Source organism: Burkholderia sp. Bp9012 (assembly GCF_003853825.1).
Taxonomy (GTDB): Bacteria; Pseudomonadota; Gammaproteobacteria; order Burkholderiales; family Burkholderiaceae; genus Burkholderia; species Burkholderia diffusa.
Window position 1 is genome coordinate 185,359 of the sequence record NZ_QTQA01000012.1, and the last position, 21,559, is coordinate 206,917.

Genomic DNA, 21,559 nt, shown 5'->3' on the forward strand with positions numbered 1-21,559 from the left:
AACCCTCCCGGAGGCAGCATGACCCTGGCGACCGCGCCCACCATCCTGATCGTGCCCGGCTTGCGCGATCACGTCGAAGATCATTGGCAGACGCATCTGCAACGGCGCCTGCCGAACGCTCGCGCCGTCGCGCCGCTCGAAGCCGACAAGCTGAGCCGCGCCGCGCGCGTCGCGGCGCTCGATGCGGCTTTGGCCGCGATCGACGGCCCCGTGATCCTCGTCGCGCACAGCGCGGGTGTCATGATCGCCGTGCATTGGGCATTGCAGGCCACGCGTGCCATCGATGGCGCGCTGCTCGCCGCGCCGGCCGATCTCGATACGCCGATGCCCGCAGGCTATCCGACACCGGATGCGCTCGACGCGCACGGCTGGACGCCGGTGCCGACCCGGCCGCTGCCGTTTCCGAGCATCGTGGCCGCGAGCCGCAACGATCCGCTCGCGCGGTTCGAACGAACGCAGGCGCTGGCGGCGGGATGGGGCAGCCGGCTCGTCGATCTCGGCGAAGTCGGACACCTGAACCCGGCGTCCGGGTACGGCGAGTGGCGGGATGCGGAGCGGCTGATCGGGGAGGTGATCGCGCTCCGTGCGGCCTGAGCGCCGTCTGCAACGCGCCGCGCACGATTTCACGCCGGCGCGTCCGTCGGAACCGATTTCGGTTCAGCGTGCGTTGATATACGACGTCCTAACATGCTACCTATCCGTCGCAACGGCCAATCAGCAAATCCTCAACAAAGGGAAGGTTTTTGTTAGGGAAATTCCCGCCCCGCGCGGGTCGGTTTTTTGTTGACCGACATCGTATAACGCCGTCATGATTTCCCGAAAGAACGGTCCCATCCACCGACCGAAGCGAGGAGACATGAACACCACCACGATCGCGCGCCGTGTCCGCCGGATCGCCCTGGCGCTGGGCCTGACGCTGTCGGCCGCGGCCGCCGTCGCGGCTCCCGTATCGCTGAATGTCGTCGACGTCGCGGGCAACCTGCAGCTCACGCAGAAGGCCATCGAGGCGTTCAAGGAGAAGAACCCGAATCTCGTCTCGAACGTGACGTTCACGAACGCGCCCGCGCCGCAGTTGCCGGGCAAGATCAAGGCGATGCAGGCGGCGGGACGCGCCGACATCGACCTCGTGCTGACGGGCACCGACGCGCTGGCCGCCGGCATCGAGCAGAAGCTGTGGCTGAAGCTGCTGCCCGACAACGCGGGCGCGTTTCCCGGCGTGCTCGACAGATACGCGCCCGGCCCGCGCAAGATGCAGGACCTCGCGCAGGGCTTCGGTCTCGAAGTGACCTACATGCCGGCCGGCCCGCTGCTCGAATACAACCCGGCCAAGGTCAGCGATCCGCCGAAGACGCCCGAGCAGCTGCTCGCGTGGTGCAAGGCCCATCCGAACAAGCTGATCTACGCGCGCCCGGCGAACTCGGGCCCCGGCCGCACCTTCCTGATGGGGCTGCCGTACGTGCTCGGCGACAAGAACCCGCAGGACCCGATCAATGGCTGGGACAAGACCTGGGCGTTCCTGAAGCAGCTCAACGACTGCGTGCCGTACTACCCGGGCGGCACGTCGGCCGTGATGAAGGAGCTCGGAGAAGGCACGCGCGACATGACGGTGACCGTCACCGGCTGGGACCTCAACCCGCGCGCGCTCGGCATCGTGCCGGCCGAGTTCAGGATCCAGGCATTCGACAACATGACGTGGGTCAACGATGCGCACTTCATGGTGATTCCGAAGGGCGTGGCGAAGGACAAGCTCGACGTGCTGTTCAAGCTGATGAACTTCCTGCTCGAACCGGCGCAGCAGGCGATGACCTACGACGACGGCTACTTCTATCCGGGCCCGGCGGTGAAGGGCGTGACGCTCGAGATGGCGCCCGCGCACAGCCAGGAGGTGATCAGGAAGTTCGGCCGCCCCGAATACGCGAAGCTGCTCGCGGATCGTCCGCACGTGCAGCCGCTCAACGCGCAGGCGATGGTCGCCGCGTTCCAGAAGTGGGACCGCGAGATCGGTTCGCAGAAGTCGAAATGACGCATGAACCCGCGGGCGCCGCGGCGCCCGCGCCGACGGAGTTCGCGTAATGAAGCACAGTTTCGAACGGTTGCGGCTCGACGGCGTGTGCCGCAGCTTCACCAATGCGGAGGGCGCGCGGGTCGCCGCACTGAACGGGCTCGATCTCGACATCAGGCGCGGCGAGTTCATCGCGCTGCTCGGCCCGTCGGGCTGCGGCAAGTCGACCGCGCTGAACTGCATCGCCGGGCTGCAGCCGCTCACGAGCGGCGGCATCTGGCTCGACGACACGCGCATCGACGTGTTGCCGCCCGAGCGACGCGGCTTCGGCATGGTGTTCCAGAACTACGCGCTGTTTCCGCACATGTCGGTGCTCGAGAACGTCGGCTTCGGGCTGAAGATGCGCGGCGTGCCGAAGCAGGAAGCGCGGCGGCGCGCGCAGCAGGCACTCGAACTCGTGCAGCTCGTCGGCCACGAGGGCAAGCTGCCCGGGCAACTGTCGGGCGGGCAGCAGCAGCGCGTCGCGATCGCGCGCGCGATCGTCATCGAGCCGCCGCTCGTGCTGATGGACGAGCCGCTGTCGAACCTCGACACGAAGCTGCGCATCGAGATGCGTGCCGAGATCCGCCGCATCCACACGCAGCTCGAACGCGCGACGATCTACGTGACGCACGACCAGGACGAAGCGCTGTCGATGGCCGACCGGATCGTCGTGATGAAGGAGGGCGTCGTGCAGCAGGTGGCGTCGCCGAAAGACGTGTACACGCGCCCGCACAACCTGCACGTCGCACGCTTCATGGGCTATCGCAACGTGCTGCCGTTCACGCTCGAAGGGATGGCCGGCGACTACGTGAACGTCACCGCGGCCGGCGTGCGCATCACCGGTGTGCCGATGGCCGGTTTCGACGGCAAGGACGTCGTGGTCGCGCTGCGCCCCGACGACATCGAGCGTGCGGAAGAGGGCGCCGACAACGCATTCGACGCGACCGTCGAAACGGTCGAATACGGCGGCCGCGACTCACTCATCCGCGTGATCACGCCGTTCGGCCCGATCTGGGCGCGGGTCGCCGGCGAATTCGCCGAGGGCGAGCGGTTGCGGTTGCGCGTGGCGCCGGCGCGCACGCTCGTCTATGCGGCAGACGCGCCATGAACGGCCGCTGCGCCGCGTGCGCGGCAGCGCGCTGCCCGGAGGCCGCATGAGCACGCTCGCGACAGGCGGCGCGCCGCGTGACGCGAAGGCGTGGCTCGTCACGCCGGCGATCGCGTTCATCGTCGCGCTGTTCATCTATCCGTTCGCGTACGGCCTCGTGCTGTCGTTCCAGCCGATGAACGGCGGCGGCGCGCTCGCAAACTACGTGCAGTTCTTCACCGACACCGCGATGTGGCCGACCGTGCTCGTCACGCTGAAGCTCGCGGTGCCGGCGACGCTGATCAACGTCGGCATCTCGGTGCCCGTCGCGTTTGCGCTGCGCCGCAACTCGCCGTACCAGAAGCTCGTCACGACGCTGCTCGTGATTCCGGTCACGCTCGGCACGGTGCTCGTCGCCGACGGGATGCTCACGTATTTCGGACCGAATGGCTGGTTTCCGCAGGCGCTTCAGGGGCTGCACCTGTACACGGACGAAGTGCGCCTCACGCACAATTATTGGGGCGTCCTGCTGTCGCTGATCGTGTCGGGCTTTCCGTTCGCGTTCCTGCTGATGCTGTCGTACATCAGCGGCATCGACCCGACGCTCGCGCGCGCCGCGGCCACGCTCGGCGCGAACCCGTGGCAGCAGTTCCGGCGGATCTACCTGCCGCTGCTCGTGCCGGGGCTGACGATGGCCGCGTGCCTGTCGTTCGTGCAGGCGTTCTCGGTATTCCCGTCGGCCGTGCTCCTCGGCGCGCCGGCCGGGCCGACGCGCGTGATCTCGATCGCGGCCGCCGAAGCCGCGTTCGAGAGCTACGACTATTCGCTCGCATCGGCGATCGCGATCGTGATGGGCTTCGTGCAGTTGCTGGTGGTCGCGTCGATGCTCGGCGCGCGCCGCTTCTTCTATACCGGTCCGGTCACGGGGGGCAAGGGCTGATGGCGACCGACAATCATGCGGCGCCGGCGTGGCCGCCGAAGCATAGCCCGCCCGGCGCGCAGCCCGTCAACGCGATGAAGCCGCGGAAACTACGCGACAGCCTCGCCGGCCGCGCGTGGAAGGCGCTCGTATGGGGGCTGATGGCGTTCTTCCTGCTGAACGTGATGCTGCTGATCGCGACCGTCGCGGTGAACTCGGTCGCGACACGCTGGTTCGGCACGCCGCTGCCGCAGGGCTTCACGCTGCACTGGTATGCGAAGGCGTGGGAAGACTTCCAGCTCGCCAGCGTGCTGTGGGTGACCGTCGAAGTCGTCGGCGCGGTCGTGCTGCTGTCGGTCGCGCTCGGCGTGCCGGCCGCCTACGCGCTCGCGCGCGTGCAGTTCCGCGGCAAGCGCTTCGCGCTGCTGGTGTTCCTGCTGCCGCTGATGGTGCCGCCCGTCACGTACGGGATCCCGATGGCGACCGTGATGTACAAGGTCGGGCTCGCGGGCACGCTGCCAGGCGTGATCCTCGCGAACCTCGTGCCGGCGCTGCCGTTCGTGATCCTCGTGATGACGCCGTTCATCGAGCAGATCGATCCGAATCTCGAAGCCGCCGCGCGCATCTTCGGCGCGAACACGTGGCGCTATTTCCGCTACGTTCTGCTGCCGCTGCTGGTGCCCGGCATGCTCGCGGCGGGGCTGCTCGTGCTGGTGCGCACGATCGGGATGTTCGAGCTGACCTTCTTCACCGCGGGCCCCAGCACGCAGACGCTCGTCGTCGCGCTGTATTACGCGGTGTTCTCGACGGGCGTGCGCGCGCCGCAGTCGATCGACGCGATGGCGATGATCTACATGGCCATTACGCTCGTGTGGGTCGTGATCGCGCTGCAGTTCGTGAGCCCGACGCAGCTCGTGAGTCGCGTGAAGCAGGAGCGGCAGTAGGCGCGCACGAAAGGGGCGGGGCAGCGGGGCGTTCGCACCGATCACGCCGTTCCCGCCGTCCGTGCAATTGGTTACAAATGGATACCGCGAACGACGCGCGGACGTTGCAGACTACGCGGCATACCGGCTCGGCGATGCGCTCACTGGCATCGCTGCATGCCGCCCGACGTTCACCCGATTCGCGGAGTTCCATGAAGTTTCCCACGCTGCTGACGCTCGGCTGTGCCGCCACGCTGCTCGCCGCCTGCCACCTGCTCCACGACGGCCCCGGATCGAGCGACGTCGATGCCGCGGTGCGCCGCGCGCTCGAAGCGGAAAACCACGGCGGCCTGAACGCGCTGTTCGGCCAGCCGCTGCCCGTGTCGGCCGACGTGATCTCGGCGAAGCCCGCCGGCGATTGCAGGAAGGCCGGCGAACGCACCTACGCGTGCGACGTCGTGATCACCTGGCGCAACAGCGATTACACGCCGTCGCGCGCGAACCTGACCTTCGTGCAGGCCGCCGACGGTTCGTGGCAGACCTCGGGCGTCGACGCCGCCATCGCGACCGGCGCCGCCAAGTCGCTGATCGACAAGATCGGCAAGGCATGGCCTGGCAATGCGGCCAGCGGCGCGTCGGCACCGCAGTGACGCGCCGGCGACGGGCTTCGTCGCCGCTCCTGCCGAAATGCCGTGCGGACGATGCGTGTGGCACCGTCGCCTGCCTTCCTTTGAGGGCAACCGTTATCCCGTCTTGTCCGATGCATGAACCCTGCGTAACGGGGAAAAAGGGCGCAAACACGGCCTGCCATCGGTCGAAGCCATCCTCGGTATGCGGACTGGAATATAGGGAAAACCCTTAATTCGAGATATAATCGCGGGCTAGAAGAAAGGTCGAACCATGCCCGAACGTTTCCAATCTCTCGAAAAATTTCTGTTCTCCCTGGTCGTGATGTCCGCGGTCTTCTGCTCCGCATTCCTCGCGTACGAGCGTCACCCCGAGATCAAGATCGCGCTGCACGAAGGCGAAGCGCTGATGCGCGAAAGCGCCAAGTATTCGGTCATCTGCTCGCCGTCCAAGGTCGATCCTTGCGTCGAGATGTCCGCTTACTGAGCCTCGTCTCCCGCTGACGCACCGCGCTGCTTCCCGCCGACACGCGTCGGCGGCGCGCATCGCGCACCCGCGTGCACCGGTTCCGGTCGCGCATCGCCTGAACTGAACCCCGCTTCCCCGATTCTCGGATTCCGCTGCGGCGCGCGTCATGCCGCTTCGTCGAGCCGGTGCGCCCGTTCGCGCATGCGCCGGCAGGATGCGCGTGCTGCTCGACAGTCCTCCGCCGAAAGCGGACAGGCGCACGCCGCCCCCGCCGATTCCGGATAGCCGGCGCCTGTTGCGCTGCGCATAATGGTGCAACGGCGTCGGCCCGCCTGACGCCTTCGTAGCGTGGCACCGCGACTGTCCCGCGCATCCGCAATCCGACCCGGCGCTTCCCGAATGACGATCCTCTATCGCGGCATGGACCGCGCGGCGCTCGACGCCGCCTACCTGAACACGAAGGCCATTCCCGATTTCCCCGCGGTGCTCGCGGCCTGCCAGGCACGCAGCGCAGCGCTTTACGATGCGACGCCCGGGCAGCGCGACCTGCGTTACGGTGCGCGTCCGGCGCAGCGCTTCGACTGGCTGCGGTGCGGCCGGCCCGACGCGCCGCTGTTCGTGTTCATTCACGGCGGCTACTGGCAGCACTGCGCGAAAGAGGATTTCGCGTACGCGGCCGCCGGGCCGCTCGCACGCGGCTTCGACGTCGTGCTCGCCGAATACACGCTCGCACCGACCGCATCGATGACCGACATCGTCGGCGAGATCGGCGCGTTGCTCGACCATCTCGCGGCCGACCCCGACGGCATCGGCACCGCAGGACGACCGATCCACCTGAGCGGTCACTCGGCCGGCGGCCACCTGACGGCCATGCATCGCGCGCATCCGGCCGTCGTGTCTGCGCTCGCGATCAGCCCGCTCGTCGATCTCGAACCGATCTCGCTGTGCGTGCTCGACGACAAGCTGAAGCTCACCGCGCAAGAGATCACCGCGTACAGTCCACTGCTTCACATCGGGCCCGGCGCACCGACCGTCGTCGCGGTCGGTGCGGCCGAGCTGCCGGAGCTTGTGCGCCACGCGCACGAATACGCGGACGCATGCGAAGCGGCCGGCGAACGGATCGCACGCGCATGGCTACCCGGCATGCAGCACTTCACGGTGCTCGACGATCTCGCGAAACCGGGGAGCGCGATGCTCGCCGCGTTGCAGGCGGTCGCGCCGCATTGACCGCGCCGTATTGCGTCACCTCGCGTGATTTCGCGCCGCGCGCGGCCGGGTAGGGCCGCCGCATTGCCGCTCATTGCGACGCGCACGGATCAGGGCATCCGGCCGTCGCCGTCAGACCGGCATCGACATCGGGGGCAGGGGCGGCGTCGGCGCCTTGCTGGCGGACCGTATCCGACGCCACTGCCTGCAACCTTGCTGCCATGTCCGGCGCGATGCCGAGCTGCGCGGCCGCTTGCTCCCGCGGGCCAAACGTACGGACGTCGACACCGGCGATCTGTTGGAACAGCACGAGCGCGCTCAGGTAAGCGCCCAGCACGCCCGGATGCAGATAGTCTGGCCGCGAGATCGGCGGGTCGTTCTGCGCGCGCATGCCGTACCACAGCAGCGGCGCGCCGGACGGCGCATACGGGTCGGGATCGGCGACGCCGGTCGTCCACGCGCGCTGCCACGCGCGGCCGACCGGCACGACGGCGGCGATGGACGGATCGCCCCGGCGCGCGCCATCGAACGCATCGCGATATGCGGCGACGAGAGCGGTGAGGCGATCGACGTAGCGCGCGTGAAAACCGACGCTATCCGGCTCGCCCGCCAGCGCTTTCGCGAGATCGGCGCGTGGCCAGGTTTCATATAGATAAACACGCGCTTGCGGCGCCGCCGCGCGAATGCCGCGTGCGAGCTTCGCGACGCTCGCACGGAAACCGGCCGGATCGCTGGCGCGGCTGTGCGTGAGCGCGACCGGCAGAGGCTTCGCGCTCAGTTCCTGCAGGACCACCACATCCCACGTGGGCCGGTCGATCACGTCCGATGCGACGCGGTCATGTTTCGCGAGACTCGTCGCCGACATCGCTTCCAGATGAACCTCGAAGTCGAGTCCGGCTTCGGCGGCGAAGCGCGCGAAAATCCCCGGAATCCCGCCCCACGGGCCCGGCTCGCGTTCGGCGCGGGCCCCGGTCTGCCCGAAGTTTTCGTCGACGACCCGCGCGGTGCCGCCAACCTCCTTGCTGCCGGGCCGCATCGCGCCGTACGAACGCACGGGCGTGTAACGGCCGTGCGTGAGGCTGTCGCCGACGAACAGGATGCGTTGCGGCGTGCGCATTGCCGGTACGGGCGACCCGCCCGGCAAGTGCGTGGCTTCCGTGGTCGAGGTGGCCGTCGCCGGCCCGACGACCAGCAACGCCACGACGCACGTCAGTGCGGAACGCAAGATCGGGCAACAGAACGAGGGCATGGCGGGCATCTCAGTCATCGCGGGGTTTCGGAGGACGCGTGGCCGCAGTATTTCACGAAGCGGCACAACGGGGCCGACCACGCATCGCGGGACGCGTACGGTAGACTGCTCGCTGGCTTTTTCCCGCCGCCAATGACACGACCACTCTCGCACGCTCACACGCCATGGACCGAATCGATGCGATGAAGGTGTTCGTCGCCACGCTGGACGAGGGCAGTCTCGCTGGCGCGAGCCGCCGTCTCGGCCGCTCGCCGGCGGCAGTCAGCCGCGCGATTGCGTTTCTCGAGGAGCACACGGGCACCGCGCTGCTGTACCGGACCACCCGGACGATTCGCCTCAGCGAAGCCGGTGAACGCTACGCCGCAGCGTGCCGCCGCATCCTCGCGGATCTCGAGGAAGCGGACATGCTGATCGCGGACGAACGCTCGGCGCCGCGCGGCCTGCTGACGATCACGGCTCCGGTCGCCGCCGGCGAGGACGTGCTGCGCGCGCTCATCGACGAATTCATCGACCGCCATCCGGCCGTGTCGATTCGCCTGCAACTGCTCGACCGTCCCGTCAGCCTGATCGACGAAGGAATCGACGTCGCGCTGCGCATCGCACATCTGGCGGATTCGACGCTCGTCGCGATCCCGGTGGGCGCGGTGCGGCGTGTCGTCGTCGCGTCACCCGACTATCTGGCGAAGCATCCGCCGATCACCGCGCCGGCCGATCTCGCACGGCACCGGATCATCTCGATGACGCACTTCGGGCTCGATTCATGGAGCTTCCCGCCGTCGGGCCAGTCGGCGCTGCCGCAGGTGGTCCAGTTCGCGCCGCGCTTCATCGTCAACACGATCCGCGGCGCGCTTGCATCGGCGCTCGCCGGCCACGGCGTCACGCGCCTCTTCTCGTATCACGTCGCCGAGCAGGTTCGGGACGGCGCGCTGCGAATCGTGCTGCGCGACAGCGAACATGCGCCGCTGCCGATTCACGTCGTCACGCCTTACGGACGGCTGTCGGTGCCGAAAGTGCGGACGTTCGTCGATTTCGCCGCGCCACGATTGCGCGAGCACTTCGCACGGCTGGCCACCATCACCGACGAAGATTGAACCGGCCTGCGGAAGAATGGCTTCCGCAACGCGTGGATTCTCCCGAAACTCGGTTCAATCTAGACTTCCTTCAACCGACGGGCGCGTATGCGTCCGCCCAGCGAATGGAGGTCCTTCAATGCAACAAGCGCTTCTCGACCGGCAGAACGCCCCCGCGTTCAACGTGTGGCGCGGCACGGTGTCCGGTGCCAGTGCGAGCCTGATCGGCATCGGTCTGGCACGATTTTCGTATACGCCGCTGCTGCCCGCGATCATCGGCGCGCACTGGTTTCCCGCGTCGACGGCCGCCTATCTGGGTGCGGCCAACCTCGGCGGCTATCTGGCCGGTGCGCTGGTCGCCGGCGCGCTCGCGCGCCGCGCCGGCTCGACTGCCGTGCTTCGCGCGATGATGCTGCTCGCGACGCTTGCGTTCGTCGCGTGCGCGGTGCCCGTGTCGTTCCTGTGGTTCTTCGTCTGGCGCTTTGCGTCCGGCCTGTCCGGCGGCGCCCTGATGGTGCTCGCCGCGCCGGCGATCCTCACGCATGTGCCGCCGGCGCGCCGCGGTTTCGCGAGCGGCGGCATCTTCACGGGAATCGGTCTCGGCATCGCGGCGTCGGGCACGATCGTGCCGATCCTGCTGCGGCAGAGTCTCACCGCGACGTGGCTGGGGCTCGCGATCGTGTCGCTGCTGTTGACCGCCGTCGCGTGGCGCGGCTGGCCGGCTGACGATGCGCCGCCTGCGGCCGTCGCGTCGCCGGCCACGCACGCACGCAACCTCCCGACCGGCAGCCTGCGCGCGCTGTACGTCGAATACGGGCTCAACGCGGTCGGGCTGGTCCCGCACATGATCTTCCTCGTCGACTACGTAGCGCGCGGACTCGACAAGGGCGTGGACGCGGGCGCGCAGTACTGGGTGCTGTACGGTCTCGGTGCGATCGTCGGGCCGCTCGCGTGCGGGCATCTCGCCGATCGAGCGGGATTCGGTCGCGCACTGCGTATTGCATTCGCGATCGAGGCCGTCGCCGTCGTGCTGCCGCTGCTCGGGATGGGATCCGCCGCGCTGATCGTATCGAGCGTGGTGGTCGGCGCGTTCACGCCCGGCATCGTACCGCTCGCGCTCGGCCGCGTGAATGAACTGCTCGCACATCATCCGTCGGTTGCGAAACGCGCATGGCGCAGTGCGACGACCAGCTTCGCGATCATGCAGGCGATGGCTGCCTACGGCCTGTCGTACCTGTTCGCCTCAAGCGGCGGTCGATACGAGACGCTGTTCGCCGTCGGGGCCGCCGCGCTGATGCTGGCGCTCGTGGTCGACGTCGTCGCATCGGCGAGGGCGCGATGAGCACGACCATCCAGACACCTGACACGGCGCGCGCCGGCCGGTCCGCCGCCAGCTATGCCGAACGGAACGCGCGCTACTGGCAGCGCAATCTCGCCGTGTGCGTGTTCGGCTCGTTCACGACGCTCGTCAGCTTGAGCATACTGCTGCCGTTCCTGCCGCTGTACGTGCGGCAGCTCGGCGTCGATGCGCAATCGGCCGTGATCGAGTGGTCCGGCGTCGCCTTCGGCGCGACGTTTCTCGGCACCGCAGTCACCGCGCCGCTGTGGGGCCGCCTCGCGGATCGCTTTGGCCGCAAACCAATGCTCGTGCGCGCTGCGCTCGGAATGGCCGTCGTGATGTCGCTGATCGGCGTTGCGCACAACGTTCAGGAACTCGTCGCACTGAGGCTCGTCGCCGGGCTCGTCGGCGGCTATGCGTCGGCATCGACCGTGATGGTGGGCACGCAGGCACCGCGCGAACGCGCGGGCTGGGCACTCGGCATCCTGTCGACCGGTGCACTCGCGGGCAACCTCGTCGGGCCGCTCGTCGGCGGCTTGCTGCCGGGCTGGCTCGGCATCCGCGGGACTTTTTTCGCGGGTGGGGCGATGATCGCCGTAGCCGCGCTGCTGACGATCCTGCTCGTGAAGGAGGACTTTCACGCGGACACCGACGCACTGGCGCGACACGCCCGCGCTACGACCGCGGACACGGCACGGCGCACCGATCTTGCGGCGGTCGCCGCGCTCCTGGTGACGGCAATGATGGTCCTGCTCGCGAACATGTCGATCGAGCCGATCATCACGGTCTATATCGGCGGGCTCGGCGTCGACGGCAGTCACCTGGCGCGCGTCGCCGGCGTCGTGATGGCCTGTTCCGCACTGGGCAGCATGCTGACCGCCGCGCGGCTCGGCGCGCTCGCCGACCGGATCGGCAGTTGGAATGTCATCGTCGGCTGCCTGCTGCTGACCGCGCTCGCAATGGTGCCGCAGGCCTTCGTCTCGCACTGGTGGCAACTCGCGGCACTGCGCGTGCTGATGGGGATGACGCTCGCCGGGCTGCTGCCGTCGATCGGCAAGCTGGTCCGGCAGTCCGTCGACGAGCGCGCGACGGGCCAGATGCTCGGCTACCTGCAATCCGCGCAGTTCGGCGGGCAGGTGATCGGCCCCGTGATCGGCGGACAGATCGGCGTCGCGCTCGGCCTGCATGCGGTGTTCTTCGTGACAGCCGCGCTACTGACGGCCTGCGCGGGGCTCGCCTATCGGGTACGCAGGCGATAGAAGCAAGTTGGGCTGGCGCGCGGGCGGCAGGCCGGCGTAGCATGGGCGCGGTTGCCGGGGGCTGTTTCGCGCACCGTTCGGATGCGCCTCGCGCCGCGCGACGGCCGCGTCATTGCCCGATCGGCCGCCGAGTTCGACACCGCTTTCCCGTGACCGGCTCAGCGCGACGCGCCGTGAACATGCCGTATACCGGACCCGACCCAGCAGCTTCGGCCCGCATCTGGCCGCAGCATTCCGATCCCGGACGTTGCAGGAGGCAACGACATGAATCGCCCGACCGACAACCGGACGCTGTTGCGCACGCTCGGCATCCGCACCCCGATCATCCAGGCGCCGATGGCCGGCGTCAGCACGCCCGCGCTGGCAGCCGCCGTGTCGAATGCGGGCGGGCTCGGCTCGCTGGGCGTCGGCGCGACGAACGCCGACGGCGCGCGCAAGATGATCCGCGACACGCGTGCGCTCACCGACCGGCCGTTCAACATCAATCTGTTCTGCCACCGGCCGGCCCGCGCCGACGCAGCCGTCGAACGCGCGTGGCTCGACTGGCTCGCACCCGCGTTCCGCGAACAGGGCGCGACGCCGCCGGCGTCGTTGTCGGAGATCTACACGAGCTTCGTCGCGGACGATGCAATGCTCGCGATGCTGGTCGAAGAAAAACCGGCGGTCGTCAGCTTTCATTTCGGGTTGCCGTCCGATGAGGCCATCGCCGTGCTGAAGCGCGCGGGCATCACGCTGTTCGCGTCCGCGACGAATCCCGACGAAGCCCGGCAGATCGCCGCGGCCGGTATCGACGCGATCGTTGCGCAGGGTATCGAAGCCGGCGGGCACCGTGGCGTATTCGACTCGACGCCGCACGACGACCGGCTCGGCACATTCGCCCTGACGCGACTGCTGGTGCGCGAATGTGCGTTGCCGGTGATCGCCGCCGGCGGCATCATGGACGGCGACGGCATCGCCGCGGCGCTCGCGCTCGGTGCGCAGGCCGCGCAGCTCGGCACCGCCTTCGTCGCGTGCCCGGAGACGTCGATCGACGACGGTTATCGCCGAGCGATCCTCGGCGACGCAGCGCGCCGCACGACATTGACGACCGCGATCTCCGGACGGATCGCGCGCGGCATCGCGAACCGGCTGACCGCGCTCGGCGACGATCCGCACGCACCGGCCACGCCAGCCTATCCGATCGCATACGACGCGGGCAAGGCACTGCATGCGGCCGCGAAGGCGAACGGCGAGTTCGGCTACGGCGCGCAATGGGCCGGGCAGGCGGCGCCGCTCGTCCGGTCGCTGCCGGCGACCGAACTGTTCGCGACGCTCGAGCGCGAGACACGGGCGGCCATCGCACGGCTACAGCACGCGCTGGACTGATTTCGCGGCCGCACGCGGTGCGCCGGCGTTCGGCGAATGCGCCGCAATGCGAATGGCCGGGTACAGAATTGCAACGTCCTGTATCCGCCCGCGGCGTGGATACAGCGTGATACACGGCGTCGGCGAAGGCCCGTTATAAAGCGGACATGACTTCTTGAGGAGCACGACATGTCTGCTACATGGTTCAACGGATCCTGCCACTGCGGCGCCGTGAAATTCCAAGTCCGGACCGCGCTTGCGCCGGCGGCTCGCTGCAACTGCAGCCTCTGCCGCCGTCGCGGCGCGTTGATGAGCCCGATGTTCGCCGCGGCCGACCTGAAGATCGTCGAAGGCGAGGGCGCGCTGACGCTCTACCGCTTCAACACGCACACGGCCCGTCACTATTTCTGCAGCCGCTGCGGCGTCTATCCGTTCCATCAGACGCGCAAGGATCCCGCGTGCTGGCGCGTCAATCTCGGCTGCCTCGACGGCGTCGATCCGTATGCGCTCGATGCGACCGTCGCCGACGGCGCAAGCCTCTCCGTCGTGGAGGACGCATGAAGCGCTGGCTGATGATCCTGCTGTTCGCCACGGGCGGCCTCGCGACCGAGATCGCGCACCCGGTGCAGTGTTCGCTGCTGTCGATCAGCCGCCAGCGGACCGGCGACCGACGGGGTCGGAATGACAGCGGACGAGATTGAGCAGGCGCCGCGGGTGTCGCATCGTGTTGATCGGAAGCGATAATCATGCCTCCGATAAGATCGCACGCGATATATAATGCGTTCGTCTGCGACACGAACCGCTGTCGCTGGAGAACGCTCATGAAACCGACCGAAGCACAATCGCCCGCCACACCGAAGCTGTCCGAGTTCCTGTGTTTTGCGATCTACTCGACAAATCTCGCGTTCGGCAAGGCATACAAACCGATCCTCGAAGAGCTCGGCCTCACGTACACGCAATACATCACGATCATCGCGCTGTGGGAGGAGGGCAACCAGACGGTCGGACAGCTCGGCGAAAAGCTGTTCCTCGAATCGAACACGCTGACGCCGATCCTGAAGAAGCTCGAGGCGATGGGCTATCTGGAGCGGCACCGCGATCCGTCGGACGAGCGCCAGGTACTCGTGAGCCTGACGAAAAGCGGCCGCCGCGTGCGCGAGAAGGGGCTCGACATGAACCTGGTCGAAGCCACCGGCCTGAAACCCGACGAATTCGCGAAGATGCAGAAGGCCATCGTCACGCTGCGCGGCAACCTGATCGATTCGATCAACGGATAGACGATCAAACGCAGGCTCGATGTCGAGCCTGCGATGCGCTTGCCGCCGGCTCCTTCCGCCATTTCAGTATATTTTCCGCAGTCGGGCCCGAGGCACCGCCGCGACCGGTCCTTATGGCCGGCGCGCCGGCTGGCCCGTCCCGGTCTCCTCGCGCCCCAGCACCAGCAAATGCATGTCGCGACGCGTCGCGAAGCCGAGTGCGCGATAGCGCTCGATCGCACCGTGATTCGACGTGAGCACGTGCAGGAACGGCGTTTCCGCCCGCGCGCGGATGGTCGCGACCAGCGACCGGATCAGTCCGGCCGCGAGGCCTTGGCCCCGGAAAGCCGCATCCACGCACACGGCGCTGATCTCCGCGTGACCGCCGGCCCTCAGCCGCTGACCGGCCATCGCCACGAGCCGGCCTTGCCGGCGGACACCGATATAGCCGCCGAATTCGACCGTGCGCGTGCCGAACGGGCCTGGTTCCGTCGCCGCGATCAATTCGAGCATCTCCGGCACGTCGGCTTCGGTGAGCCGGACATGCTCCAGAGCAGGCGCGCCGTCGAGCGTTCCCTGCCAGATCATCTGATGCAGCATCGCCCGCCAGACCACGGAAAAACCGGCCGGCGTCGGGATCTCGTCCGGCGTGACGAGTGCCGCAGGTCCATGGGCGTCGATCAGTCCGCGCAGCGCGTCGAACGCCGTCGGGCTGCGGTCGGCCATGCCCGCAAACGGTGCGAGCGCAGGAGGAAATCGACGCGCAAGCAGGTCGCCGAGGGCGAAACGATGCTGCTCCCCGGTAAGCGCATGCCATACGGCATTGTCGAGCGGATGCGATCCGCCTCCTTCCTGCTCAGTCGTTCCTTCCCGCATCGCCTGCTCCTTGATCGAAGGCCGTTCGTCGCACAGCATAGACGCGATCGCCCAGGGCAGGTTGCGGACAAACGGACAAGCAAAAGCGCATGCGATTAGATCGCATGCGCTTTATTTGGCGGACGGTGTCGTCGATTTCGTCGCGACGCTCAACGACCGAAATAGATCGAGCGCTCGGCCGTGCGAATCGCCATGCGACTGCCGGATTGCGTCGCACCGTCGGCGTTGTTGCCGTAACCGGCCGTCTGGGTGTCGGCCGCCGTTGCATCGTTGTCGCGCACGCGCTTCAGCGCTGCCTGCAGGTTGTCCGGATAGTTGGGATCGTTCGGGCGATTCGGCAGATAACCGGCCTGCTGGAGCGCGGCCAGTTCCGCCCGCACTTGCGCACGCGTCACGGTGCTTTCGGTTGCGAAGGCCGGTGCGGCAACGGAAGCCGACACGGCGACGAGCAGGGCTGCAATCAGTTGGGTCTTCATCATTTACCTCGACAGAAAAGAGTAATCGGAATGTGAACGCGGCGCGCCGGCAATCGGCGTCGATCGCGACTTCGTTCAATGGCCGAAGTAGATCGAGCGCTCGGCGATGCGCGTGACAGGACGGCTGCCCGATTGCGTGACGGCTGCGGCGTCGGCGCCATAACCGGACGTCGCCGTATCGGCTGCGACTGTGTCGTTCGCGTGGATACGCGTCAGCGCCGCCTGCAGGTCGTCCGGGTAGTGCGGATCGTTCGCGCGGCCCGGCACATAGCCGGCCTGCTGCAGCTGGACGAGTTCGGCACGCACTTGTGCACGCGTCACAACAGCATCACGGGCAAAAGCCGGCACGGCAGCAGCAGCGGACACGGCAACGAGAAGGGCAGCGATCAGTTGGGTTTTCATCATTCACCTCGACAAGAAAATGGCAGGACATTCGGGAAGGCAGCACGTGGCCGCCCGGGGCATTGCTCAGACGATGCGGATCTCGACGTCGATGTTGCCGCGCGTCGCCTTCGAGTACGGGCAGGTCTGGTGTGCGGTGTCGACAATGTGCTGCACGACGTCACGATCGAGCCCCGGCACGCTCACGTTCAGGCGAGCCTGCAGGAAGTACGCGTTGCCACCCGTGCCCAGGTCCACTTCGGCATCGACCGCGAGATCGGCAGGCAGCGTGACCTTCGCCGCGCGCGCCGCGAGCTGCATCGCGCCGATGAAGCAGGCCGACCAGCCGGCCGCGAACAGTTGTTCCGGATTCGTGCCGGTACCGGCACTGCCCGGCGACGACAGCTGGATGTCGAGGCGGCCGTCGGAACTGCGAGCCGCGCCGTCGCGGCCGCCGGAAGTCGTATGCGTCTTGCCCGTGTACAGCACTTTTTCGATCTTGCTCATCGTTCACTCCGTCAGGTAGGAAGGTTGTTGTCTGATGCGATTAAATCGCATGCGACGCAGTTTGATCGAGGCGACCAATCACGTCAAGCGCATTCGATTAACTCGCATGCGATATTTTGTATTGCAATGTATCGGGATCGTGTCGAGCCTTGCCGGACAAGGCTGTTCGATGATGGATCCCTTATATTGAAAAGACACCTCGGATCGAAAGTTTCAGCGGTGGCAGGGCAGATGGCCGCCGGATTCGCGGCCGCCCGGGCTTGCGGCAACCCGGTCATGCCGAGCGGATTTCGGCGATCACGACCAGGACCACCGTCGCGTCGGCCGGCAACTGACGTTGGGAAAAGGCCGAGCGCGCGTGTCCGGCCTTGTTGCCCAGCACCTTGGCGAACAGGTCGGAGGCGCCGTCGATCACGGCCGGCTGACCGTGGAAGCCGTCGGCCGACGCGACGTGCCCCTCGACACGCACGATGTGATGCAGGCGGTCGAACCCGCCGAGGTGCTTTCTGATCTGCGCGAGCACGTTCAATGCCGCGAGCTGCGCCGCGTGCCGACCGTCATCGACATCCCGTTGTTCGCCGACGCGGCCCGTATAAGCCACCTTGCCGTCGACGAGCGGCAATTGCCCGGAAATGAACAACAGGTTGCCGGCCTCACTGACGGCCGTGTAGCTGCCGAGCGGTTGCGGCGGTTCGGGTAGCGTGAAGCCTAGTTCGGCCAGCTTCTGTTCGATCATCATGGCATTCTCCTTCGGGGATCGTTGATGAGTTGGCCGCGGTGTGGAGCGCAACTCGCCACGGCCTCTGTCGATCACTCTAGTGACGCGGTAGGGGCCGGTAAATATCGTTCGCGCAATTGACTCGACACACGGTGTAACGAATCGCCCGCGGTGCAACGCGGCGCGAACGCGTAACTCCGGTATCGCCGATCCGCTGGTTTCCCAGCGGGGATTCATGCACACTCGGTGCTTCGGCGTCCCGCCACGAAACAACCAGCGCTGGCGGGCCGGAAGCGTGATGCCTCGTTGCAGGCGCAAGCCGAATTCGCCGTTTTGCAACCGCTCAAGGCAGCACGAGGAAGCAGGAGCCGCCCCATGCAGAGAAAATTCGATGACCTCCTGCTCGGCAGCATCGAGCTGTTCTGCCTGGCAGCCGAACTCGGCAGCTTCACGCTCGCCGCAACGGCCGCGAGCGTCACGCCGGCCGCGGTGAGCCGGTCGGTCGCGCGGCTCGAGGAGCGTCTCGGTGTACGCCTGTTCATACGGACAACGCGCCAGATCCGCCTCACCGATTCCGGGCGGCGCTATTTCGAGCAATGTCGTGATGCGCTGTCGCAGCTCGTCGACGCGGAACGCGAAGCGACGGGGCAGCAGACAACGCCGGCCGGCGTGCTGCGCATCAGCATGCCGACGCCATACGGACACTATCGCGTGCTGCCGCTGCTGCCCGCGTTTCGCGAGCGATACCCGGACGTACGCGTCGAAACGCATCTCAGCAACCGCAACATCGACTTCGCCGAGGAGGGTTTCGACCTTGCGATCCGCGGCCGCGCGCCAGCGGATTCGAGCCTGGTCGCACGCAAGCTCGAGGACGCAGAACTCGTCGTCGTCGCGACGCCCGGCTATCTGAAGCGCGCCGGCGTACCGCGCACGGCCGACGATCTGCACGCGCACGAATGCATCCAGTTCGAGCTCCCGAGCAGCGGGAGGCCGATTCCATGGCTGTTCAACGACGGAGCAGCGGAAATCGACGTCGCGACGACGGGTGGCTATGGCACGTCGGGCGACGTCCTCGCCGGCGTCAGCCTCGCGCGTAGCGGTGCGGGCCTGTTCCAGACCTATCGCTTCATCGTCGAACGGGATCTGCGGGAAGGCACGCTCACCGAGGTGCTGTCCGCCCAGGGCGGGCGATCGCGGCCGTTCATGCTGCTGTATCCGCATGCACGTTATCTGTCGTCGCGCGTGCGCGTCTTCGTCGACTTTCTCGTCGAACATCTCGAGCAGGCACCCGGCAGGCGGACTCGCTAGCCGCGGCCTGCCATGCCGGCAACCGGGCAGAGCGGGGCACGCAAGCCTCGCCTGCGCCGGCATCGGGGCGCCGCGCACCCTCCGCGCCGGCGCATGCTCACGACGTTGCCGCTCAGTGCCCGGCGCTCTGGCCGCCGTCCACGTGCAGGATCTCGCCGGTGACGAATGGCGCGGAATCGAGATACAGGATCGCGCCGACGATGTCGCTCATCTCGCCCATCCGGCCGACCGGATGCAGCGATGCGAGCGTCGCGTGCGTGTCGGGCGCGTGCATCGGCGACTTGATGATGCCGGGCGACACGGCGTTCACGCGGATGCCGGCCTTCGCATATTCGATCGCGAGCGACTTCGTCGCCGCATTGAGCCCGCCTTTCGTCAGCGATGCGAGTACCGACGGTACGTTGCTGTTCGCGTGGTCGACGAGGCTCGTCGTGATGCTGACCACATGACCGCCGCCGTTTCCGTTTCGCTGCATCGCCGCAATCGCGCGCTGCGTGACATGGAAGAAGCCGTCCAGGTTCACGCGGGTGACAGCTGCGTAGTCGTCCGCCGTGTATTGCGTGAACGGCTTCGCGATGAAGATGCCCGCGTTGTTGACGAGCGTGTCGACCCGGCCGAAGCGCTCGATGGCGGCGTCGACCACGCGCCGCGCGACAGCCGGGTCGCCGATGTCGCCCGCGACGGTAACGAGATCGGGATCGTCCGACGGCCCGATCGAACGGGACGTCGCGACCACGCGATGGCCCTGGGCGCGGAATGCGTTGACCGTTTCGGCACCGATGCCTTGCGATGCGCCGGTGACGATGATGACTTTGGAAGTGCTCATGATTTGCCTCGACAGGTGACTGGTTTTCGGCTTCAGCGCCGACCGGATTGATGAATCCGATGGACGCAACTCTAGGCGCGCCGGGCCGGAGTTCGAATACCCACCATGGACCAACAGTCTTGCGTCGCGGGAACAAATGCGGGGAAGAGCGGGGACGGACGCAGCGGCGAGGATGCCGGCGGAGATGGGTCGACGCGCCCCCAGTGCGCCGTCATTCACACAGGGCGACACGCGTCGATCGTTGCAAATTCGACGGTTTGCGCGGCGAAATGATGTGAATGCCGTATCCCGGATCGTGCGTCACGCGTCGGGCACTTCTGATTTTTATCAAAACTATCCGGATAACTTTTCTTATCACAATAGCTATATTTTTCACCGAAACTCCCGGATGCGAAAACGCGCCTGATCTGACCGTCACACGCTTCGTCGAACGGCTCCCCAAGCGAATCAGGGCAGGGCATGCCGTCGCACGTGGATGCTCGGTGCGCTAACCGGCACTCCGAACACGACCAAAACTGGCACAATCGTGCCCACAGCCGTAGATGCGGCCCGATATCGCCCGACGATTGCCCGGCAGCGAACGCCGCCGATCCGCTTGTCCCGGACACTTGCTTCGGCCGGCGCAGCACCTGCACCAACCGCAGGATCGCGAGAGCGCCGCCCAACAGCCGGCGCGGCATGCCCGATGCGGCGCGGCGAACATGGCGAGCGGGCGGCTCGAAGCATCCGGTTTCGTGCTGCGAGGGCGACGCTCCGCGCCTGATGGCGCAGCTTCACGCCGCGTGAATCGCACGGTGAAGCAAGCCGCAATCAATACAATTTCCATGCACGCGTTGAACACACTGCACGAACAGGTCGAAAAATTCAGGGAATGGGCGGCGCTATACCCGGTCCACCAGCGAAGTATCGACTGGGAATGCGAGTACGGCCATTGGGAAGCCCTGTGGGACGCGTCGCTTGCCGTCGTCGACTCGCTTGCGCCGGACGCCTGGACCGTAACCGCGTGCGCCGATCTGCTTTACGCGATTGCCCGCGACCACGCGCTGGAGCACATTTCGAGCATGCTCTGGACGCAACCCGACGCGTTGCTGGCACTTGCGCGCGCCTCGATCGACGCGTCGGAGCCGAACGCCAAATGGCAGTTGGCCGCGCGACTCGGCGGGCAGGGTTCGCATGCCGCAGAGGCCGAAGCACTGCTGTTGCGCCTGGTGAACGACGAGGACGAATACGTGCGCCGGCGTGCCTTGCTTGCGTTGGGCGCGCTGAAGTCCGCTTATGCCGAAACGCTCGCGGAACGCGCATGGGACACCGGACATGAATATCAGCGGATTGCCGCGTTGTGGGTGCTCAAGGACGTCAAATCCGGCAAGCTGGCGCAATACGTGAAGCTGGCCGAGGAAGACGGTCGCGAATACGTCGTCCGGAACGCGCGAGACGTCACGATTACGGGTTGAACGCCGCCGCATCGTGCACAGCCTGCGGCTGGAAACCGGGAATCCGGTGGTTGGTCGGCAGACCGACCGCAGAAGCGACATTTCCATGTAGCCAAAAGCGGACATTTCAATCTAGCCACTACAAGATTTTGTCGTAGCCATTTCAAGATGTCGTGGCGCCAGCTAAATAGAAATGTCGTGTTTTCAGGGGTTCAGGATTTGTTTCTCATGGGCTGCAGATCA

General features: G+C 67.0%; 24 protein-coding genes. 17 read left to right on the plus strand and 7 right to left on the minus strand.

What is annotated here, in order from left to right; translation table 11 throughout:
• The first annotated feature begins 18 nt into the window (after positions 1–18).
• The 8 genes from DIE11_RS18615 (at position 19) to DIE11_RS18650 (ending at position 7,295) form a co-directional block, all read left to right on the plus strand.
• Positions 19–594, plus strand: a complete 576-nt coding sequence (locus DIE11_RS18615) for an alpha/beta hydrolase (RefSeq protein WP_124626230.1) — start codon at positions 19–21, stop codon at positions 592–594.
• A 262-nt stretch (positions 595–856) separates the two neighbouring features.
• The gene (locus DIE11_RS18620; protein WP_124626232.1) at positions 857–2,023 is read left to right on the plus strand and encodes an ABC transporter substrate-binding protein; all 1,167 of its coding nucleotides are present in this window, start codon (positions 857–859) and stop codon (positions 2,021–2,023) included.
• A 49-nt stretch (positions 2,024–2,072) separates the two neighbouring features.
• Entirely contained in the window at positions 2,073–3,152 is a 1,080-nt protein-coding gene (locus tag DIE11_RS18625) for an ABC transporter ATP-binding protein (RefSeq protein ID WP_124626234.1), read from the plus strand.
• A gap of 46 nt (positions 3,153–3,198) precedes the next feature.
• Positions 3,199–4,071, plus strand: a complete 873-nt coding sequence (locus DIE11_RS18630; RefSeq protein ID WP_059606956.1) for an ABC transporter permease — start codon at positions 3,199–3,201, stop codon at positions 4,069–4,071.
• Positions 4,071–4,994 (plus strand): ABC transporter permease, encoded by a 924-nt coding sequence (locus DIE11_RS18635; protein WP_059606820.1) that lies wholly within the window; start codon positions 4,071–4,073, stop codon positions 4,992–4,994. Before DIE11_RS18630 ends, DIE11_RS18635 begins: the two co-directional genes overlap by 1 nt.
• A gap of 191 nt (positions 4,995–5,185) precedes the next feature.
• Positions 5,186–5,623: a hypothetical protein gene (locus tag DIE11_RS18640; RefSeq protein ID WP_124626236.1), complete on the plus strand. Its 438-nt coding sequence runs from the start codon at positions 5,186–5,188 to the stop codon at positions 5,621–5,623.
• Between the two features lie 250 nt (positions 5,624–5,873).
• Entirely contained in the window at positions 5,874–6,086 is a 213-nt protein-coding gene (locus DIE11_RS18645) for a hypothetical protein (protein ID WP_059606822.1), read from the plus strand.
• Positions 6,087–6,467: 381 nt separating this feature from the next.
• Positions 6,468–7,295, plus strand: a complete 828-nt coding sequence (locus tag DIE11_RS18650) for an alpha/beta hydrolase (RefSeq protein WP_124626238.1) — start codon at positions 6,468–6,470, stop codon at positions 7,293–7,295.
• A 70-nt stretch (positions 7,296–7,365) separates the two neighbouring features.
• On the opposite strand, the gene DIE11_RS18655 is transcribed toward DIE11_RS18650, so the two are convergent.
• Positions 7,366–8,541: a hypothetical protein gene (locus DIE11_RS18655; RefSeq protein ID WP_124626240.1), complete on the minus strand. Its 1,176-nt coding sequence runs from the start codon at positions 8,539–8,541 to the stop codon at positions 7,366–7,368.
• Between the two features lie 146 nt (positions 8,542–8,687).
• Between DIE11_RS18655 and DIE11_RS18660 the strand changes: the two genes are divergently transcribed.
• The 7 genes from DIE11_RS18660 to DIE11_RS18685 all read left to right on the plus strand — a co-directional run bounded on the left by DIE11_RS18660 (position 8,688) and on the right by DIE11_RS18685 (position 14,812).
• Positions 8,688–9,614: a LysR family transcriptional regulator gene (locus tag DIE11_RS18660; protein WP_124626242.1), complete on the plus strand. Its 927-nt coding sequence runs from the start codon at positions 8,688–8,690 to the stop codon at positions 9,612–9,614.
• 118 nt (positions 9,615–9,732) lie between these two features.
• Positions 9,733–10,935: a YbfB/YjiJ family MFS transporter gene (locus DIE11_RS18665; RefSeq protein ID WP_124626244.1), complete on the plus strand. Its 1,203-nt coding sequence runs from the start codon at positions 9,733–9,735 to the stop codon at positions 10,933–10,935.
• Positions 10,932–12,191, plus strand: coding sequence for an MFS transporter (locus tag DIE11_RS18670; protein WP_124626246.1), 1,260 nt, complete (start codon positions 10,932–10,934; stop codon positions 12,189–12,191). The genes DIE11_RS18665 and DIE11_RS18670 overlap by 4 nt, the downstream gene beginning before the upstream one ends.
• A gap of 264 nt (positions 12,192–12,455) precedes the next feature.
• On the plus strand, positions 12,456–13,556 hold the full coding sequence (locus DIE11_RS18675; protein ID WP_124626248.1) for a nitronate monooxygenase family protein: 1,101 nt from the start codon (positions 12,456–12,458) through the stop codon (positions 13,554–13,556).
• A 168-nt stretch (positions 13,557–13,724) separates the two neighbouring features.
• Positions 13,725–14,096, plus strand: a complete 372-nt coding sequence (locus DIE11_RS18680) for a GFA family protein (protein ID WP_059606833.1) — start codon at positions 13,725–13,727, stop codon at positions 14,094–14,096.
• The gene (locus DIE11_RS36400) at positions 14,093–14,236 is read left to right on the plus strand and encodes a hypothetical protein (RefSeq protein WP_170296424.1); all 144 of its coding nucleotides are present in this window, start codon (positions 14,093–14,095) and stop codon (positions 14,234–14,236) included. Before DIE11_RS18680 ends, DIE11_RS36400 begins: the two co-directional genes overlap by 4 nt.
• Before the next feature lie 120 nt (positions 14,237–14,356).
• A complete protein-coding gene (locus DIE11_RS18685) occupies positions 14,357–14,812 on the plus strand; it encodes a MarR family winged helix-turn-helix transcriptional regulator (RefSeq protein WP_124626250.1) in 456 nt (151 codons plus the stop codon).
• A 111-nt stretch (positions 14,813–14,923) separates the two neighbouring features.
• Here the strand turns inward: DIE11_RS18685 and DIE11_RS18690 are convergent, their stop codons facing one another.
• The 5 genes from DIE11_RS18690 to DIE11_RS18710 form a co-directional block, all read right to left on the minus strand.
• Complete coding sequence (locus DIE11_RS18690) at positions 14,924–15,667, minus strand: GNAT family N-acetyltransferase (protein ID WP_124626252.1); 744 nt, start codon at positions 15,665–15,667, stop codon at positions 14,924–14,926.
• 149 nt (positions 15,668–15,816) lie between these two features.
• Positions 15,817–16,146 carry a DUF4148 domain-containing protein gene (locus tag DIE11_RS18695; protein ID WP_124626254.1) on the minus strand — a complete coding sequence of 110 codons (330 nt, stop codon included), beginning with the start codon at positions 16,144–16,146 and terminating at the stop codon, positions 15,817–15,819.
• 72 nt (positions 16,147–16,218) lie between these two features.
• A complete protein-coding gene (locus DIE11_RS18700) occupies positions 16,219–16,545 on the minus strand; it encodes a DUF4148 domain-containing protein (protein ID WP_124626256.1) in 327 nt (108 codons plus the stop codon).
• Positions 16,546–16,611: 66 nt separating this feature from the next.
• On the minus strand, positions 16,612–17,031 hold the full coding sequence (locus tag DIE11_RS18705) for an organic hydroperoxide resistance protein (protein ID WP_124626258.1): 420 nt from the start codon (positions 17,029–17,031) through the stop codon (positions 16,612–16,614).
• 274 nt (positions 17,032–17,305) lie between these two features.
• Entirely contained in the window at positions 17,306–17,770 is a 465-nt protein-coding gene (locus DIE11_RS18710; RefSeq protein WP_124626260.1) for a RidA family protein, read from the minus strand.
• Between the two features lie 354 nt (positions 17,771–18,124).
• Here DIE11_RS18710 and DIE11_RS18715 point away from each other — a divergent pair, with 354 nt between their 5' ends.
• Positions 18,125–19,057: a LysR family transcriptional regulator gene (locus DIE11_RS18715; protein ID WP_124626262.1), complete on the plus strand. Its 933-nt coding sequence runs from the start codon at positions 18,125–18,127 to the stop codon at positions 19,055–19,057.
• 112 nt (positions 19,058–19,169) lie between these two features.
• Here DIE11_RS18715 and DIE11_RS18720 read toward each other — a convergent pair whose 3' ends face one another.
• Positions 19,170–19,883, minus strand: coding sequence for an SDR family NAD(P)-dependent oxidoreductase (locus tag DIE11_RS18720; RefSeq protein WP_124626264.1), 714 nt, complete (start codon positions 19,881–19,883; stop codon positions 19,170–19,172).
• Positions 19,884–20,425: 542 nt separating this feature from the next.
• Between DIE11_RS18720 and DIE11_RS18725 the strand changes: the two genes are divergently transcribed.
• The gene (locus DIE11_RS18725) at positions 20,426–21,337 is read left to right on the plus strand and encodes a HEAT repeat domain-containing protein (protein ID WP_124626267.1); all 912 of its coding nucleotides are present in this window, start codon (positions 20,426–20,428) and stop codon (positions 21,335–21,337) included.
• Positions 21,338–21,559: the final 222 nt, after the last annotated feature.

Coding starts and splice junctions, on each gene's coding strand:
- DIE11_RS18695 (WP_124626254.1), bottom strand. CDS start 16,146: ATGATGAAGACCCAACTGATTGCAGCCCTGCTCGTCGCCGTGTCGGCT.
- DIE11_RS18685 (WP_124626250.1), top strand. CDS start 14,357: ATGAAACCGACCGAAGCACAATCGCCCGCCACACCGAAGCTGTCCGAG.
- DIE11_RS18720 (WP_124626264.1), bottom strand. CDS start 19,883: ATGAGCACTTCCAAAGTCATCATCGTCACCGGCGCATCGCAAGGCATC.
- DIE11_RS36400 (WP_170296424.1), top strand. CDS start 14,093: ATGAAGCGCTGGCTGATGATCCTGCTGTTCGCCACGGGCGGCCTCGCG.
- DIE11_RS18660 (WP_124626242.1), top strand. CDS start 8,688: ATGGACCGAATCGATGCGATGAAGGTGTTCGTCGCCACGCTGGACGAG.
- DIE11_RS18640 (WP_124626236.1), top strand. CDS start 5,186: ATGAAGTTTCCCACGCTGCTGACGCTCGGCTGTGCCGCCACGCTGCTC.
- DIE11_RS18680 (WP_059606833.1), top strand. CDS start 13,725: ATGTCTGCTACATGGTTCAACGGATCCTGCCACTGCGGCGCCGTGAAA.
- DIE11_RS18625 (WP_124626234.1), top strand. CDS start 2,073: ATGAAGCACAGTTTCGAACGGTTGCGGCTCGACGGCGTGTGCCGCAGC.
- DIE11_RS18700 (WP_124626256.1), bottom strand. CDS start 16,545: ATGAAAACCCAACTGATCGCTGCCCTTCTCGTTGCCGTGTCCGCTGCT.
- DIE11_RS18670 (WP_124626246.1), top strand. CDS start 10,932: ATGAGCACGACCATCCAGACACCTGACACGGCGCGCGCCGGCCGGTCC.
- DIE11_RS18630 (WP_059606956.1), top strand. CDS start 3,199: ATGAGCACGCTCGCGACAGGCGGCGCGCCGCGTGACGCGAAGGCGTGG.
- DIE11_RS18690 (WP_124626252.1), bottom strand. CDS start 15,667: ATGCGGGAAGGAACGACTGAGCAGGAAGGAGGCGGATCGCATCCGCTC.
- DIE11_RS18665 (WP_124626244.1), top strand. CDS start 9,733: ATGCAACAAGCGCTTCTCGACCGGCAGAACGCCCCCGCGTTCAACGTG.
- DIE11_RS18725 (WP_124626267.1), top strand. CDS start 20,426: ATGCGGCCCGATATCGCCCGACGATTGCCCGGCAGCGAACGCCGCCGA.
- DIE11_RS18620 (WP_124626232.1), top strand. CDS start 857: ATGAACACCACCACGATCGCGCGCCGTGTCCGCCGGATCGCCCTGGCG.
- DIE11_RS18715 (WP_124626262.1), top strand. CDS start 18,125: ATGCAGAGAAAATTCGATGACCTCCTGCTCGGCAGCATCGAGCTGTTC.
- DIE11_RS18645 (WP_059606822.1), top strand. CDS start 5,874: ATGCCCGAACGTTTCCAATCTCTCGAAAAATTTCTGTTCTCCCTGGTC.
- DIE11_RS18710 (WP_124626260.1), bottom strand. CDS start 17,770: ATGATGATCGAACAGAAGCTGGCCGAACTAGGCTTCACGCTACCCGAA.
- DIE11_RS18615 (WP_124626230.1), top strand. CDS start 19: ATGACCCTGGCGACCGCGCCCACCATCCTGATCGTGCCCGGCTTGCGC.
- DIE11_RS18675 (WP_124626248.1), top strand. CDS start 12,456: ATGAATCGCCCGACCGACAACCGGACGCTGTTGCGCACGCTCGGCATC.
- DIE11_RS18650 (WP_124626238.1), top strand. CDS start 6,468: ATGACGATCCTCTATCGCGGCATGGACCGCGCGGCGCTCGACGCCGCC.
- DIE11_RS18635 (WP_059606820.1), top strand. CDS start 4,071: ATGGCGACCGACAATCATGCGGCGCCGGCGTGGCCGCCGAAGCATAGC.
- DIE11_RS18705 (WP_124626258.1), bottom strand. CDS start 17,031: ATGAGCAAGATCGAAAAAGTGCTGTACACGGGCAAGACGCATACGACT.
- DIE11_RS18655 (WP_124626240.1), bottom strand. CDS start 8,541: ATGACTGAGATGCCCGCCATGCCCTCGTTCTGTTGCCCGATCTTGCGT.